The organism is Xanthobacter autotrophicus (assembly GCF_005871085.1).
GTDB lineage: Bacteria > Pseudomonadota > Alphaproteobacteria > Rhizobiales > Xanthobacteraceae > Xanthobacter > Xanthobacter autotrophicus.
This window is the reverse complement of the sequence record NZ_VAUP01000035.1, coordinates 330,707-345,671: the sequence shown is the minus strand read 5'-3', so window position 1 is coordinate 345,671 and position 14,965 is coordinate 330,707. Positions and strand designations below refer to the sequence as shown.

Genomic DNA, 14,965 nt, shown 5'->3' with positions numbered 1-14,965 from the left:
GCGGGGCCGTTCGGTCCGCAGCCGCGTGAAGCCGGCCATCCTTCGGATCGGTCAGCAGAAACCTGCCTGCTTGAGGCTGTTATAGGCCTGGATGACGCTGCGCAGCCGGTCCTCGGACGAGCGGTCGCCGCCATTGGCATCCGGGTGGTGCAGCTTCACCAGCGCCTTGTAGCGGGCCTTGATCTCCGCCGGCTCGGCGGACATCTCCAGCCCCATCAGCTCCAACGCCCGGCGCTCGGTGGTGCGCACGATGCGGCCGTCGGGCTCCGGCCGGTCGGCGCGGAAGGCGCCGCCCATCTCGGCGGTGAAGCCGAAGGGGTCGCGCATGCCGTCCGGATCGGGGGCGCCATTGGCGGAGGCGCCGGGCTGGCCGTCACCCTTCGCACCCATCTTCCAGGTGGGGCGATGGCCGGTCAGCGCGTCCTTCTGGTAGGCGTAGACGGCGTCGTCGGTCATACCGGCGAAGTAGTTGTAGGACTGGTTATATTCGCGCACGTGGTCGATGCAGTAGTGCCAGTACTGGCCCTCCTGGTGCCGACCCTTGGGCGCCTTGTGGGTCCCCTCCGCCGCGCACCCCGGCCATTGGCAGCCCTGGAGGAACCGGCGGGTGCGCCGGTCCTCCGCGGGCTTCACCCGGATGCGGTCGAAAAGGGGGGAATTCAATTTCATGGTGCGGTGATTATGAGCGCCGTCCCGCGGCGCGGCAAGAAACGAGGTGGCGAACAAGATGGAGGACGAGGCTCCGCCCAAGGAGGATGGGCCCCGGAACGGGCGGTCAAAGGTGCATCGTCGCGGGCGTCGGCTGAGCCTTGACGCCCTGCCCGCGCGTGGATTAGGCGGGCCGCGACAATCCCCATATAATGCGCCCTCCGGCGAAGCGCCACTTGGGCGCCGCGCCTTTCATCGGTTCCATTTCAGCCATTGGATTTTCCATGTCGCAGACCTCCCTTTCCGCCATCCGCCAGACCCTCGAACAGGGCCTGGCGCCTGTGTTTCTCGAGCTTGAGGACGAGAGCCACAAGCATGCCGGCCATGCCGGCGTGAGCCACCAGCTCAAGGGTGCCGAGCACCGCGAGGATGGCGGAGTGACGCACCTGCGCGTCCGCGTCGTCGCCCCCGACTTCACCGGCAAGAGCCGCATCGAGCGCCACCGCATGGTCAATGGCCTGCTTCAGGGCGAGATCGCCAAGGGCCTGCATGCCATCGCCATCGAGGCCAAGGCCCCAGGCGAATGAAGTGCGAGAAAGTGTGCGGGCGCAGCATCGGGGGACCGATCCTGAATGACTGAGGCACAGGCCCACACGGCGGAGGGCGCGCTGGTGCTCTTCTCCGGCGGGCAGGATTCGGCCACCTGCCTTGCCTATGCGCTGGAGCGCTTCGGGCGGGTAGAGACCCTTGGCTTCCATTACGGCCAGCGCCACGCGGTGGAGCTGGAGCGCCGGCCCGTGCTGCGCGACGCCTTCGCCGGCCTGAAGCCACAATGGGCCTCACGGCTCGGACCCGACCACATGCTGGACATGCCGGTACTGGGCCAGATCTCCGAAACCGCCCTCACCCGCGACGTGGCGGTGGAGATGGCGGAAGGCGGCCTGCCCAACACCTTCGTACCCGGCCGCAACCTGGTGTTCCTCACCTTCGCCGCGGCGCTGGCCTACCGGCGGGGCCTCAAGCACATCATCGGCGGCATGTGCGAGACCGATTTTTCCGGCTACCCCGACTGCCGGGACGACACCGTCAAGGCCATGCAGGTGGCGCTGAACCTCGGCATGGAGAAGCGCTTCGTTCTCCACACTCCGCTCATGTGGATCGACAAGGCGGAGACCTGGGGCCTCGCGGAACGGCTCGGGGGTACGGCCCTCGTGGACCTGATCGTCGAGGACACCCACACCTGCTACCTGGGCGAGCGCGGCAAGCGCCACGCCTGGGGCTACGGCTGCGGCGAATGCCCCGCCTGCAAGTTGCGCGCGGATGGCTTTGCACGCTACCGCGCCGGCCAAGGCGTGGAAAGACGCGCGGCTGCCACCAAATAACCGCCACTTTGCGCTAGATTTGCAACAAGTCGCTCAACGATTCGAGATCAATCATGGCCGAACCCGTGCCTGCCGCGTCCCCCGACGATTACGGCGCCCAGTCCATCCAGGTCCTCAAGGGCCTTGATGCCGTGCGCAAGCGACCCGGCATGTACATCGGCGACACGGATGACGGCTCGGGCCTCCACCACATGGTGTACGAGGTGGTGGACAACGCCATCGACGAGGCGCTCGCCGGCTGGGCCAAGGAAGTCACGGTAACCCTGAACGCCGACGGCTCGGTGACGGTGACCGACGACGGGCGCGGCATCCCCACCGACATCCACAAAGAAGAGGGCGTCTCGGCGGCCGAGGTCATCATGACCCAGCTGCACGCGGGCGGTAAATTCAACCAGAACTCGTACAAGGTCTCCGGCGGCCTGCACGGGGTGGGCGTCTCGGTGGTGAACGCCCTGTCCACCACCCTCGACCTCACCGTCTGGCGCGATGGCAAGGAGCACTACATGCGCTTCCGCCATGGCGACGCGGAAGCCCCGCTGAAGGTGGTGGGCGACGCCCCCGCCGACAAGCGCGGCACCCGGGTGACCTTCACCCCCAGCCCCGAGACCTTCACCAAGATCGAGTTCGACTATGCCACCCTGGAGCACCGGCTGCGCGAGCTGGCGTTCCTGAATTCCGGCGTGCTCATCATCCTCACCGACGCGCGCACCGCCGACGTGAAGCGCGAGGAGCTGCATTACGAAGGCGGCGTGGAAGCCTTCGTGAAGTACCTCGACCGCTCCAAGTCCGCCCTGCTGCAGAAGCCGGTGGTGATCCGCGCCGAGAAGGACGGCATGACCGTGGAAGCTGCCCTGTCGTGGAACGACGGCTACCACGAAAATATCCTGTGCTTCACCAACAACATTCCCCAGCGCGATCGCGGCACCCACTTCACCGGCTTTGCCGCGGCGCTGACCCGGCAGGTGATCGGCTATGCCAATTCCTCCGGCATCGCCAAGAAGGAGAAGGTGGACCCCACCGGCGAGGATTGCCGCGAAGGCCTCACCGCCGTGCTCTCCGTGAAGGTGCCGGACCCCAAGTTCTCATCCCAGACCAAGGACAAGCTGGTCTCCTCCGAGGTCCGCCCGGTGGTGGAATCCCTGGTGAGCGAGGCGCTGTCGGTCTGGTTCGAGGAGAACCCGGCGGAAGCCAAGAACGTGATCGGCAAGGTGGTGGAAGCCGCCGCCGCCCGCGAGGCGGCCCGCAAGGCCCGCGACCTCACCCGCCGCAAGAGCCCGCTGGATGTGGCCTCCCTGCCCGGCAAGCTTGCCGACTGCCAGGAGCGCGACCCGGCCAAGTCCGAAATCTTCATCGTCGAGGGTGACTCGGCCGGCGGCTCCGCCAAGCAGGGCCGCGACCGCGCCTTCCAGGCGGTGCTGCCCTTGCGCGGCAAGATCCTGAACGTGGAGCGCGCCCGCTTCGACAAGATGCTGTCATCCGAGCAGATCGGCACCCTGATCACCGCGCTCGGCACCGGCATCGGGCGGGACGACGGCCATTCGGGCGGCTTCGACCTTGCCAAGCTGCGCTACCACAAGATCATCATCATGACCGACGCCGACGTGGACGGCGCCCATATCCGCACCTTGCTGCTCACCTTCTTCTTCCGGCAGATGCCGGAGCTGGTGGACGCGGGTCACCTCTTCATCGCCCAGCCGCCGCTCTACAAGGTGACGCGCGGCAAGTCCGAGACCTACCTCAAGGACGAGAAGGCGCTGGAGGACTACCTCATCACCGCCGGCCTCGACGAGGCCTCCCTGCACCTGGCCTCCGGCGAGGTGCGCACCGGCTCGGACCTCGCCCATGTGGTGGAGGTGTCACGCCAGATGCGCGCGGCGCTCGGTGCCATGCACCCGCGCTACAACCGCGCGGTGGCGGAGCAGGCGGCGCTCGCCGGCGCGTTCGGCGCGGCGGCATTGCAGGATGAAGCCGCCGGCATCGCCGCCGCCGCCGAGGTCGCCATGCGGCTCGACGCGCTTGCGGACGAGACCGAGCGCGGCTGGACCGGTCTGTTCGACGACGCCGGCTACACCTTCTCCCGCACCGTGCGCGGCGTCGCCGAGGTGGCGCGCATCGACCACGCCTTCGTCGCCTCGCCCGAGGCAAGGCGGCTGGACAATCTGGCGCGGGACCTCGAAGGCGTGTTCACCGCCGCCTCCGTGCTCAAGCGCAAGAATGACGAGCAGGTGCTGTTCGGCGCCGTCGACCTGTTCGACGCGGTCACCGACACCGGCCGCAAGGGCCTCTCGCTCCAGCGCTACAAAGGCCTGGGCGAGATGAACCCGGAGCAGCTCTGGGAAACCACCCTCGACAAGAACGCCCGCTCGCTGCTCCAGGTGCGGGTGAAGGAAGTGGACGCCGCCGACGACCTCTTCAACCGCCTCATGGGCGACACGGTGGAGCCCCGGCGCGAGTTCATCCAGGAAAACGCCCTGCGCGCCAGCGTGGACGTCTGATCCCGTCGACCTCGGTCGTTGACCGATGCCAAGCGAGGACACTCAGGCGCAGCGCGGGCTTGGTCCGCACCCAGCAGGGCGCCTCAGTGCCGCGAGAACAGGTCGCGCACCTTGCACAGGGTGGTCGTCACGTCGAAGCGCTGGTCAGGCAGCGCCTCGCCGGCGAGGATCTTCGCCAGCGCGGTGGCCGGATCGCTCTCTCCGGTGAGCAGCACGTCCGTGCCCCGCTTCTTCATGTGACGCAGGAAGCCATCGCCCGCGCTGCCGGCCACCACCAGGGCCACCCCGTCGAGGGGGTGTGGGCGATCGTCGGTGAAATGGTGGAGGACTTCCTCCTTGCCAAGTTCCACCCGCGCCGGCGCCGGCAGGGCATCGCCGGCGGCAACACCTTCCAGATCATAGATGAACCAGCGCCGCGCCTTGCCCGCATGGCCGGCGACGCTGGCCCAGTCCCCGGTGGGAATCGCAATCTTCATGGCTGTCACCGCCTCGCGTGAAGCGATCCGGGTACCATGGAGGACCAAGCGGCGACATTCCGGAGGAATGCGGAAGGGGACGTGCTGCCCGCCCCACGCCAATGCCCCTTGAGCTTGCCTCAAGGGGCATTGGCCAAGCCCGCGCGGCACTTGAGCCGTACCCACTCGGCATCGGTCGAAGACCGAGGCCGATGGTATTAAGCCGCCTGCTGCTGCTCCAGAAGCTGGTCGAGGCCCTCGTCCCAGGGCGGCACCTGGCCGTAGAGCGCGGCGAGGTGGTCGATGAACACCCGCACCTTCTGCGGCAGGAAGCGCCGCGAGGGATAGACCGCGAACAGCCCTACCCGGTGGGAGGCCCGCCAGCGCGGCAGCACCACCTTGAGCGCGCCCGAGCGCAATTCCGGCCCCACGTCCCAGGTGGAGCGCAGGGCGATGCCCACCGAGGCCAGCACCGCCTCGCGCACCACCTCGTTGGAATTGGTACGCAATTGGGAATGCACCCGCAGCGTCACCGGCCCGTCCGGTCCCTCCAGCCGCCACGGGTCCTGCCCGTGGGTGGCAAGCAGCACGTGGCCGGAGAGTTCGGAAATGTGCCGGGGCTCCCCGACCCGCGCCAGATAGTCCGGCGTCGCGCACAGCACCCGGTGGACCGAGGCGAGGCGGCGGGCGACCAGGCTCGAATCGTCGAGATCGGCGATGCGCACCGCCACGTCGAAGCCCTCGCCCACGATGTCCACGAAGGAATCCGACAGTTCGAGGTCGATGGTAAGATCCGGATTGGCGTCGAGCAGCGGGCGCAGATGGGGCGCGATATGCAACCGCCCGAACGAGGTGGGCGCCGAGACCCGCAAGAGCCCCCGCGCCTCGGACGACTTGCGGGCAAGCTGGCTCTCCGCCTCTTCGATGGAGGCAAGGATTGCCACCACGCGGTCGTAGAAGCCCTGCCCGGCCTCGGTGAGGGTCACCTTGCGGGTGGTGCGCTGGAACAGTCGCGCGCCGAGCCGCTCCTCCAGCCGCTGCACCCTTTTGGACACCACCGGCGGGGACAGGCCCATCTCCCGCCCGGCCGCCGACAGGCTGCCCGCGGTCACGATGCGCGCGAAGATTTCCAGATCACCCAGATTGCCGATCATGCGCCGGCCCGCCTCCGTCCGCCTGAGGGACCGATTGTTTTGGATCGCGACGACGACTTTATCCGCCACGGAAACAATCTGCGACGTTTTTTCCCGGTGAACCGATTATAGTTCCCCGTAAAGAGAACGGGCTCAAAGAGGACCGCCACATGACGGGAACAGCTCCGGGCCTCAGGATGCCGGACGCAGACGCGCGGGTGCTTGCCCGCCGCAGTGACATCATCGCCGACCTCAAGGCCATCGTCCCCGGCGAGGGCGTCATCGCCCATGAGCGGGAGATGCGCCCTTACGAATCGGACGCGCTCACCGCCTACAAGCAGCTGCCTTTGGTGGTGGTGCTGCCGTCCACCACGGCGCAGGTGGCGGCGGTGCTGAAATATTGCCACGACAACGAGATCCGGGTGGTGCCCCGCGGCGCCGGCACCTCGCTCTCCGGCGGCGCGCTGCCGCTGGAAGATGCGGTGCTGCTGGGCCTTGGCAAGTTCAACAAGATCCTGGAGATCGACACCCCCAACCGCTGCGCCGTGGTGCAGCCGGGGGTGACCAACCTCGGCATCTCCAAGGCGGTGGACCATCTCGGCTTCTATTACGCGCCCGACCCCTCCTCCCAGATCGCCTGCACCATCGGCGGCAATGTGGCGGAGAATTCCGGCGGCGTGCACTGCCTGAAATACGGACTCACCACCAACAATGTGCTCGGCGCCGAACTGGTGCTCATCACCGGCGAGATCGTGCGCCTCGGCGGCAAGCATCTGGACGCCGGCGGGCTCGACCTCTTGTCCGTGGTCATCGGCTCGGAGGGGCTGCTGGGCGTGGTGACCGAGGTCACCGTGCGCCTGCTCAAGAAGCCGGACACCGCCCGCGCCGTTCTGGTGGGCTTCCCCACCTCGGAAGACGCCGGCGAATGCGTCGCCCGGATCATCGCTGCCGGCATCATCCCGGCCGGCATCGAGATGATGGACAAGGACGCCATCGCCGCCGCCGAGGCCTTCGTGAACGTGGGCTATCCCCTCGACGTGGAAGCCCTGCTCATCGTCGAGCTGGATGGGCCGGAGGCGGAGTGCGCGCATCTCTTGGAAGAGGTGACGCGGATCGCGCAGGCCTGCAATTCGGTCACCCTGCGGGTTTCCACCAGCGAGGCCGAGCGGCTCGGCTTCTGGGCCGGGCGCAAGGCCGCCTTCCCGGCGGTGGGGCGCCTGTCACCCGACTATCTGTGCATGGACGGCACCATCCCGCGCCGGCAACTACCCTTCGTCCTCGCCCGCATGCGCGAGCTGGGCGCCAAATACGGCCTGCGCTGCGCCAACGTGTTCCATGCCGGCGACGGCAATCTGCACCCGCTCATCCTCTATGACGCGAACGCGCCGGGCGAGCTGCACGCGGCCGAGAGCTTCGGCGCCGACATCCTGCGCCTGTGCGTGGAGGTGGGCGGCGTGCTCACCGGCGAGCACGGGGTGGGGGTGGAGAAGCGCGACCTCATGGACACCATGTTCAACGAGGTCGACCTCGCCCAGCAGCAGCGCATGAAATGCGCGTTCGACGACAAGAGCCTGCTCAATCCCGGCAAGGTGTTCCCCACCCTCCACCGCTGCGCCGAATTCGGCCGCATGCATGTGAGCGGCGGCGCCCTGCCCTTCCCGGACCTGCCGCGCTTCTAAGGCGCGCGCCCAACAGCCTAAGGCCATCCGATGAGCGACATCATCGCAGCGCGCGACGAAGCGGAGGTCGCGGACGCGGTCCGCACCGCGCTTTCCGCCGGCAAGACGCTTGAGATCCGCGGCCACGGCTCCAAGCGCGCCGTGGGCCGCCCGAGCCAGACCGACCTCACCCTCGATCTGTCCGCTCTCACCGGCGTCACCCTCTACGAGCCGGAGGAGCTGGTGCTCTCCGCCCGCGCCGCCACCCCGCGCGCGGACATCGAGGACATGCTGGCGGCGAGCGGCCAGATGCTCGCCTTCGAGCCCATGGACCCCGCCCCCCTCCTCGGCAGCGCGGCCGGGGCCGGCACGACCTCTGGAACCCTCGGAGGCTTGTTCGCGGTCAATCTTTCCGGTCCCCGCCGCATCAGCCATGGCGCGGTGCGCGACCATGCCCTCGGCATCAAGGCGGTGTCCGGGCGCGGCGAGCCGTTCAAGTCCGGCGGCCGGGTGGTGAAGAACGTCACCGGCTACGACCTGCCGCGCCTCATGGCCGGCGCCTTCGGCACGCTCTGCGTCGCCACCGAGATCACCCTGAAGGTGCTGCCCCGCCCACCCATGGAAGAAACGTTGGTGGCCAAGGTCGCCTCCCCCGAGGCGGCGGCGGCCGCGCTGTCCGCCGCCATGGGCTCGTCCTGCGAGGTGTCCGGTGCCGCCTTCCTGCCCGAGGGCGTGGCGGGACGCCTGCCGGGGCTGTCGGGATCGCCCGCCGTGGTGGCGCTGCGCCTTGAGGGCGTCGCGCCTTCGGTAAGCGCGCGGCGGACCATGCTGCGTGCCGTGCTCGCACCCTTCGGCGCGGCGGATGTGCTGGAAACCGACGCCTCCCGCGCCCTGTGGCTGGGCGTGCGCGATGTGGCCCCCTTCTGCGGCCTCGGCGAGCGGGCGGTGTGGCGCATTTCCACCGAGCCCATGGCCGGGCCGGCTTTGGCCGCGCGCCTTGCGGCGGATCTTGGCGGCGAGGCTTTTTGCGACTGGGCCGGCGGCCTTATCTGGCTGTGCCTGCCCGGCGAAAGCGCCCATGGGGATGCCGTGCGCGCGGCGCTTGCCCCCCACGGCGGCCACGCGACGCTGATCCGCGCCACCGCCGCCGAGCGCGCCCGCACACCCGTGTTCCAGCCCCTCGACACGGCGTTGGCGGCCCTCACCAAAAGGGTCAAGGAAAGCTTCGACCCCGGCCTGGTGCTGAACCCCGGCCGCATGCATGCGGGGATGTGAGATGGCGCGCCGTCCCCGTCCTTCCCGTTCCCTGCCTCCTTTTCACGGCTGAGCGACCATGCAGACCCATTTCTCCCTCGCCCAGCTCGCCGACCCGCATGTGGCGGAAGCGGAAAAGATCCTGCGCACCTGCGTGCATTGCGGCTTCTGCACCGCCACCTGCCCCACCTATGTGCTGCTCGGCGACGAGCTGGATTCTCCCCGCGGGCGCATCTATCTCATCAAGGACATGCTGGAGAACGACCGGCCGGCAACCGAGCAGGAGGTCAAGCACATCGACCGCTGCCTCTCCTGCCTGTCGTGCATGACCACCTGCCCCTCGGGTGTGAACTACATGCACCTGGTGGACCAGGCTCGCGTCCACATCGAGAAGACCTATGTGCGGCCGGCCCACGACCGGCTCATGCGGGCCATGCTCGCCAAGGTGCTGCCCTATCCGGACCGCTTCCGCCTCGCCCTCATGGGCGCCATGGTGGGCAAGCCGTTCGCGCCCCTGCTGGCGAAGATCCCCGGCCTGAAGCCGCTCGCCGCCATGCTCCGGCTGTCGCCCGGCCTGCCCAACGGCCGCTCCCATCACGAGGCGCCGGGCACCTTCCCCGCCCAGGGCCAGCGGCGGGCGCGGGTGGCCCTGCTGCGCGGCTGCGCCCAGCCGGTGCTGCGTCCCTCCATCGACGATGCAGCCATCCGCCTGCTCACCCGGCTCGGGGTGGAGGTGGTACGGGTTGAGGGCGAGGGCTGCTGCGGCGCCCTGGTCCACCACATGGGGCGGGAGGAGGAGGCCCACGCCTTCGCCCGGAACAATGTGGATGCCTGGACCCGCGAGATGGACGGGCCGGGCCTCGACGCCATCCTCGTCACCACCTCCGGCTGCGGCACGCCCATCAAGGATTATGGCCACATGCTGCGCCTCGATGCCGCCTACAAGGACAAGGCGGCGCGGGTCTCGGCCATCACCCGCGACATCAGCGAGTTCCTGGTGACCCTCGACCTGCCGAAGGCGGCCGCGCCGCTGGGCCGGCGCGTGGCCTATCATTCCGCCTGCTCGCTCCAGCATGGGCAGAAGGTGAAGGGCCCGCCGGTGGAGCTGCTGCGCGCGGTGGGTTTCGAGGTGGCCGAGCCGTTCGACCCGCACCTGTGCTGCGGCTCGGCGGGCACCTACAACATGCTCCAGAGCGAGATCGCCGATCAGCTCAAGGCGAAAAAGGTGGGAACGCTGGAGGCGCTCTCCCCCGACATTATCGCCGCCGGAAACATCGGCTGCATGGCGCAGATCGGCTCCGGCACCGGCGTGCCGGTGGCGCACACGGTGGAGTTGCTGGACTGGGCCACGGGTGGCCCGGCCCCGGCGGGGGTTTCTGGAACCGCCAAGGCTGCGTGAACCCGCGGCGTGATACCAATGGCTCCCCCCGAGAAGGACCCAAGATGCCCCAGCCCTTCGACCTCACCCTCTATCTCGTCACCGATCCGCGCCTCGTTGCGGCGCGCGGCCTGCTGGCGACGGTAGACGCGGCGGTGAAGGGCGGCGCCACCATCGTCCAGCTGCGCGATCCCGACGCCCACGGCCGGGCGCTGGTGGAGCAGGCCCGCGCGCTGAAGGCGCTGCTTGCACCGCTCGGCATCCCGCTCATCATCAATGACCGGGTGGACGTGGCGGTGGCGGCGGATGCGGACGGGGTGCACCTGGGCCAGGACGACATGACTCCCGCCGACGCCCGCACCGTGCTGGGGCCGGAGCGCATCCTCGGCCTGTCGGTGGGCAACCCGGCCGAATATGCCGCCTCGGACCTTGGCGGCGTGGACTATCTCGGCGTCGGTCCGGTGAATGCCACCGGCACCAAGGCCGACGCCGGCGGCGCCATCGGCGCGGCGGGTGTCGCGGCCATCCGGGCGCTGACGCGCCTGCCCCTCGTCGGCATCGGCGGCCTTGCAACGGCAGACGTGGCCGACGTGATCCGCGCCGGTGCGGACGGGGTGGCGGTGGTCTCCGCCATCTGCGCCGCGAGCGATCCCGAACAGGCCGCCCGGACGCTGAAAGCGGCTGTTATCGCCGCGCGCTGAGAGACCCTTTGAATCCTCACACCGGCCGGCGGTCCTCGATGGTCTTGGCGTCGGCCGGCAGGGTGCCCGGCGCCAGCAGGGCCACGCGGCCGCGCAGCTTGGTGGTGGCGCGCAGGTCGTCCAGCAGGGCGGCTTCGGAAAGTTCACCGACATCGGCGACTTCCACTTCAAGCAGCATGTCGTCGTGACCGCCGATGCGGTCCACTACGAGGCGCGCCTTCGCCACCGCCGGATGCTTCTTCACCGCCGCGCTCACCTGCACCGGGTGCACGAACATGCCGCGGATCTTGGTCACCTGATCAGCGCGCCCCATCCAGCCCTTGAGGCGGATGTTGGTGCGCCCGCAGGGGCTGAGACCCGGCAACACCGCCGAAAGATCACCGGTGGCGAAACGCACCAGCGGATAGTCGGGCTCGAACAGGGTGACGACCACCTCGCCCACCTCGCCCACCGCCTCCACCGGATCGCCGGTGCCAGGGCGCAGGATTTCCACCAGGCACCCTTCGTCCACGATCATGCCCTCTTCCGCCTCGCTCTCGTAGGCCACGAGGCCGAGGTCCGCCGTGCCGTAGCACTGGCGGGCTGTGATACCGGCAGCCTTCAGCTCGGCGCGATGGGGCGGCAGGAAGGCCTCCCCCGACACCAGCGCCTTCTTGAGCGAGGAAATGTCGGTGCCGGTCTCGCGCGCCTTGTCCACCAGGATCTTCAGGAAGGACGGCGTGCCGCCATAGCCCTGGGGGCGGATGTCGGCAATGGCGCGCAATTGCAGGTCGGTCTGGCCGACCCCCGCCGGCATCACGGCGCAGCCCAGCGCATGGGCGCCGCTCTCGACCATCGAGCCGGCGGGAGTGAGGTGATAGGAAAAGCAATTATGGACGATGTCGCCGGCCCGGAAGCCGGCCGCGAACAGGCCGCGCGCGAAGCGCCAGAAGTCGGCGCCGTGGCCTTCCGCGTCATAGATCGGACCCGGCGACATGAAGATGCGCGCCAGCTTGCCCGGCGCCGTCGCATTCAGCCCGCCGAAGGGGTAGCTCTTCGGCTGGATCTCCAGCAGGTCCGACTTGCGGGTGACCGGGAGCTTGGCCAGTGCCGCGCGGGTGGTCACCGCCTGCGGGTCCACATCCTTGAAGAGCGCGGCGAAATAGGGCGCCTTCGCCTTGGCGTGGGCGACCTGGGCGGACAGCGCCGCCATCAGCGCCTGTTCGCGGGCTTCGGGATCGCGGGTCTCGCGGGCGTCGTAATGGCGGTTTGGATCGGTCATGTGACAGTCTCTATTGCCGGAATCCGGACGCCCTTGCCCCCTCCCCGGCCCTCCCCCGCAAGCGGGAGAGGGGGCAAAAGCGGAGCGAGCGGGAAAAGCCCTCCCCCGCCTGCGGGGGAGTGTTGGGAGGGGGCGGAGCCGGCGGGGCCGAAAGCCATGTTCAAGCCGTCACAGCCACCGCTTGCGCCGCTTGAAGCTCTTCAGATTCTTGAACGACTTGCGCTCCTCGCCGCCGCCCTGGCCGAGGTAGAATTCCTTCACGTCCTCGTTGGAGCGCAGCATGTCCGCCGTGCCGTCGAGCACGATCTTGCCCTGCTCCATGATGTAGCCGTAGTCCGCCACCGAGAGCGCCACCCGCGCATTCTGCTCCACCAGAAGGATGGTGACGCCCAGCTCCTCGTTGAGCTTCTTGATGATGGCGAACACCTCCTTCACCAGCAGCGGCGACAGGCCCATGGAGGGCTCGTCCATGAGGATGAGCTTGGGGCGGGACATGATCGCGCGGCCGATGGCCAGCATCTGCTGCTCGCCGCCGGAGAGATAACCGGCGAGCCCGGTGCGCTCCCGAAGGCGCGGGAAGTATTCGTAGACGCGCTCGATGTCGCTCTTCACCTCGTTGTCGCGCCGGGTGAAGGCGCCGAGGCGCAGGTTTTCCAGGCACGTCATGTCGGCGATGATGCGCCGGCCCTCCATCACCTGGAAGATGCCGCGCCGCACGATCTTGTCCGGCTCGATGCCGTTGATCTTCTCGCCGAGGAAGGTGACATCCCCGCGGGTGATCTCGCCATCCTCGGTCCGCAGCAGGCCGGAAATGGCCTTCAGCGTGGTGGACTTGCCGGCGCCGTTGGAGCCGAGCAAGGCGACGATCTGGCCCTTGGGCACCTTCAGCGAAAGCCCGCGCAGCACCAGGATGACGTCGTTGTAGACCACCTCGATATTGTCCACCGCCAACAGCGGCGGCGCGGTCTCGGCCGAAGGATCGGCGGGTGGTTCGAACTTCAGTGCGGCCTCTGCCATGGCGTTTGCCTCATATGTCTTGCCAGCATCCCGGTGGTGCGAGCCTGATCCGCCCTGCCACACCGGCGTCGTCCCCCGGCTTGACCGGGGGATCCATGGCAGGGCCGGGTCGATCCCCGGATGTTCGGCACCCGCCGAACGGAAGGGTGGATCCCCCGGTCAAGCCGGGGGATGACGTTCGTTCAGGAAACGGGCGGCAGCGCCTTTCGCCCGTCTCTCCTCACCAGCCCTGCAATTCCGTCTTGCGGGGCAGGTCGATGGTGGCGACCTTCTCCAGCTTGATGACGCCGGACTTCACCAGGTCCGCCACCGAGGCGTCGGTGGGGCCGTTCACCACCGAGCGGTAGAGGTCGACGCGGGTGGTGGGGCGGTGGTCCGTGGCGGTCCAGGTGGAGGGATTGCAAACCCCCTCCATGCCCTTCGGCACCCAGTCGCTCTTCTGGTACATGCCGTCGCGGGTCTTCACGCCGGTCACGCCACCGTTCTTGTCCGCCCACTCCATGGCCTCCTTCATGTAGAGCGCGGTGCAGACGGCAGCGAGATAATGCACCGGCCGATAGGCGGTGCCGGAGGCATCGGACATCTTGGAAATGTCCTTCAGCGTCGCCATGCCGGGCGCGTTGCCGCCCCAGGTGATGGCGGTGCGCACCGGGAACACGACGCCGTTCGCCGCCTCGCCGGCCGCCTTGGCCGCGTTCTCGTCCATGCCCCAGACGTTGCCGAAGAACTGCACGTCCACGCCCGCCGTCTTGCAGGCCTTCAGCACCGAGATGTTGGAGCCGGCGGTGTTGCCGAGATAGGCGTAGTTGGCGCCCGACTGCTTCAGGGTCAGGCACTGGGGGGTGTAGTCACCCGGCGTGAGCGCGAAGGTGATGGGGTCCAGCACCTCGAAGCCCAGCTCCTTGGCATAGGCCTCGGCCGCCGCCTTGGGCGAATTGGGGAAGGGGTGGTTGGCGCCCATGTGCACCCACTTGGGCTTGCCCGGCTTGCCCTTGGCCTTCCAGTCGTCGGCCGCCCATTTCACCATGGCGCGGGCGGCATCCGAATAGGACGGGCCATAGAAGAAGTTGAACGGCGCGGCGCGCTCGCTCTTCTCGTTCACCTTGCCCTTCGGATCGGTGAGGGAGGCGGAGTAGGAGCCGGAATAATAGGGAATCTCTTCCTTGGTCACCATGCCCACGAGGGCCTCGGTGTCCGCCGTGCCCCAGCCCTGGATGGCCACCACCTTGTTGGTGCCCACCCACTTCTTGAAGGCGGCGAGCGCCCGCGGCACCTGGTAGCCATATTCGTTGAAATCGGAATCGATCTTCTTGCCGTTGACGCCGCCATTGGCGTTGATCCAGGCGATGGTGTCCTGGATGGCCTGCCCGTAGGGCTGGCCCACGTCCGAGGTGCCGCCGGAATAATCGGCGAGATGGCCGATGTTGATGGACTGGCCGAGTGCCGGCGCGGCGGCCGTGAGCGCCAGCGCGGAGACGAGGGACAGGGCGATCTTCTTCATCTTGTTCTCTCCTTGGGTTTCCTGCTTTGACGGGCCGTTCTGTGCGGCCTCGCCAGGGTCTTTCACCAGGATGCGGGGGGCT

Annotated in this window: 13 protein-coding genes; 7 read left to right on the top strand and 6 right to left on the bottom strand. The window is 68.4% G+C overall.

Annotated features, from left to right (window positions below):
* Positions 1-51: 51 nt before the first annotated feature.
* Entirely contained in the window at positions 52-669 is a 618-nt protein-coding gene (locus tag FBQ73_RS17590) for a J domain-containing protein (protein ID WP_138400775.1), read from the bottom strand.
* Positions 670-932: 263 nt separating this feature from the next.
* Between FBQ73_RS17590 and FBQ73_RS17585 the strand changes: the two genes are divergently transcribed.
* Genes FBQ73_RS17585 through gyrB form a run of 3 tightly spaced genes read left to right on the top strand, consistent with a single transcriptional unit; the run spans position 933 to position 4,525 of the window.
* Positions 933-1,235, top strand: coding sequence for a BolA family protein (locus tag FBQ73_RS17585; RefSeq protein ID WP_138400774.1), 303 nt, complete (start codon positions 933-935; stop codon positions 1,233-1,235).
* Between the two features lie 45 nt (positions 1,236-1,280).
* Positions 1,281-2,030 (top strand): 7-cyano-7-deazaguanine synthase QueC, encoded by a 750-nt coding sequence (gene queC, locus FBQ73_RS17580; protein ID WP_138400773.1) that lies wholly within the window; start codon positions 1,281-1,283, stop codon positions 2,028-2,030.
* 53 nt (positions 2,031-2,083) lie between these two features.
* Entirely contained in the window at positions 2,084-4,525 is a 2,442-nt protein-coding gene (gene gyrB, locus FBQ73_RS17575) for a DNA topoisomerase (ATP-hydrolyzing) subunit B (RefSeq protein ID WP_138400772.1), read from the top strand.
* An 83-nt stretch (positions 4,526-4,608) separates the two neighbouring features.
* Here gyrB and FBQ73_RS17570 read toward each other — a convergent pair whose 3' ends face one another.
* Positions 4,609-5,001: a NifB/NifX family molybdenum-iron cluster-binding protein gene (locus FBQ73_RS17570; protein WP_138400771.1), complete on the bottom strand. Its 393-nt coding sequence runs from the start codon at positions 4,999-5,001 to the stop codon at positions 4,609-4,611.
* A 197-nt stretch (positions 5,002-5,198) separates the two neighbouring features.
* Positions 5,199-6,131: a LysR family transcriptional regulator gene (locus FBQ73_RS17565; RefSeq protein ID WP_138400833.1), complete on the bottom strand. Its 933-nt coding sequence runs from the start codon at positions 6,129-6,131 to the stop codon at positions 5,199-5,201.
* 152 nt (positions 6,132-6,283) lie between these two features.
* Here FBQ73_RS17565 and FBQ73_RS17560 point away from each other — a divergent pair, with 152 nt between their 5' ends.
* Genes FBQ73_RS17560 through thiE form a run of 4 tightly spaced genes read left to right on the top strand, consistent with a single transcriptional unit; the run spans position 6,284 to position 11,104 of the window.
* Complete coding sequence (locus FBQ73_RS17560) at positions 6,284-7,792, top strand: FAD-linked oxidase C-terminal domain-containing protein (RefSeq protein WP_138400770.1); 1,509 nt, start codon at positions 6,284-6,286, stop codon at positions 7,790-7,792.
* Positions 7,793-7,822: 30 nt separating this feature from the next.
* Positions 7,823-9,046: a glycolate oxidase subunit GlcE gene (gene glcE / locus FBQ73_RS17555; RefSeq protein ID WP_138400769.1), complete on the top strand. Its 1,224-nt coding sequence runs from the start codon at positions 7,823-7,825 to the stop codon at positions 9,044-9,046.
* 58 nt (positions 9,047-9,104) lie between these two features.
* Positions 9,105-10,424, top strand: a complete 1,320-nt coding sequence (glcF, locus tag FBQ73_RS17550) for a glycolate oxidase subunit GlcF (RefSeq protein WP_138400768.1) — start codon at positions 9,105-9,107, stop codon at positions 10,422-10,424.
* A gap of 44 nt (positions 10,425-10,468) precedes the next feature.
* Positions 10,469-11,104, top strand: a complete 636-nt coding sequence (thiE, locus tag FBQ73_RS17545) for a thiamine phosphate synthase (protein WP_138400767.1) — start codon at positions 10,469-10,471, stop codon at positions 11,102-11,104.
* A gap of 16 nt (positions 11,105-11,120) precedes the next feature.
* Here thiE and FBQ73_RS17540 read toward each other — a convergent pair whose 3' ends face one another.
* The 3 genes from FBQ73_RS17540 to FBQ73_RS17530 form a co-directional block, all read right to left on the bottom strand.
* On the bottom strand, positions 11,121-12,365 hold the full coding sequence (locus FBQ73_RS17540) for a phenylacetate--CoA ligase family protein (protein WP_138400766.1): 1,245 nt from the start codon (positions 12,363-12,365) through the stop codon (positions 11,121-11,123).
* Between the two features lie 168 nt (positions 12,366-12,533).
* On the bottom strand, positions 12,534-13,382 hold the full coding sequence (locus tag FBQ73_RS17535; RefSeq protein ID WP_138400765.1) for an ABC transporter ATP-binding protein: 849 nt from the start codon (positions 13,380-13,382) through the stop codon (positions 12,534-12,536).
* A gap of 220 nt (positions 13,383-13,602) precedes the next feature.
* Positions 13,603-14,883, bottom strand: a complete 1,281-nt coding sequence (locus FBQ73_RS17530; protein WP_138400764.1) for an ABC transporter substrate-binding protein — start codon at positions 14,881-14,883, stop codon at positions 13,603-13,605.
* Positions 14,884-14,965: the final 82 nt, after the last annotated feature.